General features: G+C 42.4%; 1 protein-coding gene and 1 pseudogene. Both read right to left on the reverse strand.

Annotated elements, in window-relative coordinates; translation table 11 throughout:
* Positions 1 to 539 (reverse strand): annotated as a pseudogene (locus tag H5154_RS22835) (IS3 family transposase); the annotation flags it as partial.
* On the reverse strand, positions 515 to 1,021 hold a 507-nt coding region (locus H5154_RS22840; RefSeq protein ID WP_182719741.1), incomplete at its 5' end, for a transposase. The pseudogene H5154_RS22835 and the gene H5154_RS22840, both read right to left, overlap by 25 nt.

The following is a 1,021-nucleotide window of genomic DNA, read 5'->3' on the forward strand; positions in this document are numbered from 1 at the left end:
CATCCCACAATTTTTCGACTAAAAATATCCATCACTAAATACAAGTATAAAAATTCGCCCTTAACCGTTGTTGGCAAATATGTAATATCCCATGTGTAAATTTCGTTCACACCGGTTGCTGTGAGTGCTTTTGGTTTTTTTACCTGCCTGTTTGGCTTCACTTTTTCTCTATGCGTTAATAGGTGGTGACGTTTCATAACCCGATAAAACGAACTCTCGGATGCTATCCATACCCCTTTATCAAGCAACTTGGGCACTATTTTGCTCGGCGGTAAATGCCCATACTCAGCTGAATTGACTGTTTTGATAATACGCTGTCGCTCTAACTCAGTGAGTTGATTGGGCGGCCGCTTTGCCGTACAAGTTCGCTTGTCTACCATCTTATCTTCGGCCATCCAGCGCTGAACCGTTCTTGCCGTTAGCCCAAGTAATTCGCACACTGGCTTCTGCCTTGCCCCTGAATCCTGCGCTTCTGTAATGAGCTTTATCAATTCATGTCGCTCAGTCGACGTCGTTAATCGTCCTCGTTGAAACCCCAAATGGCATCCGCTTTTTTTTTGAGAACAAGTAATGCCGCTGTTTCAGCTAAGGCTTTATCTTTACGATTAAGCTCTTTTTGCAGCTGTTTTATTTCTTGCTTTAACTGTTTACTGTCTGATTTAGCTAGTTTCGTTGTAGGTCCTTGGGCAAAGTCGTGCTTCCACTGCTTAATATGATGCGGATAAAGCCCTTTACTACGACAGTATTCATTAATCGCTGCTTCATCTAAATGGCCACAGTCAATAATCGCGCTGAGTCTTTCTTCTAAACGCCAGTCTTGTGGTCGTTTTTCTGCTGTCATTTGGCTACCCGTCTGGTGTGTTTCAAGTTGATGTTTCTTTGCGAGTGCTATCCAGCGTTGTAACGTTGAATAACCGACACCTAAATCATCTGCAATATCTTCTAGACGAACATCATCACATTGAGATAATGCTTTTTCAACCGCTTGAACTTTAAATTCTTGTGTAAATCGACGTCTCAT

This window comes from Pseudoalteromonas sp. SR44-5, from assembly GCF_014163675.1.
Classification (GTDB): domain Bacteria; phylum Pseudomonadota; class Gammaproteobacteria; order Enterobacterales; family Alteromonadaceae; genus Pseudoalteromonas; species Pseudoalteromonas rhizosphaerae.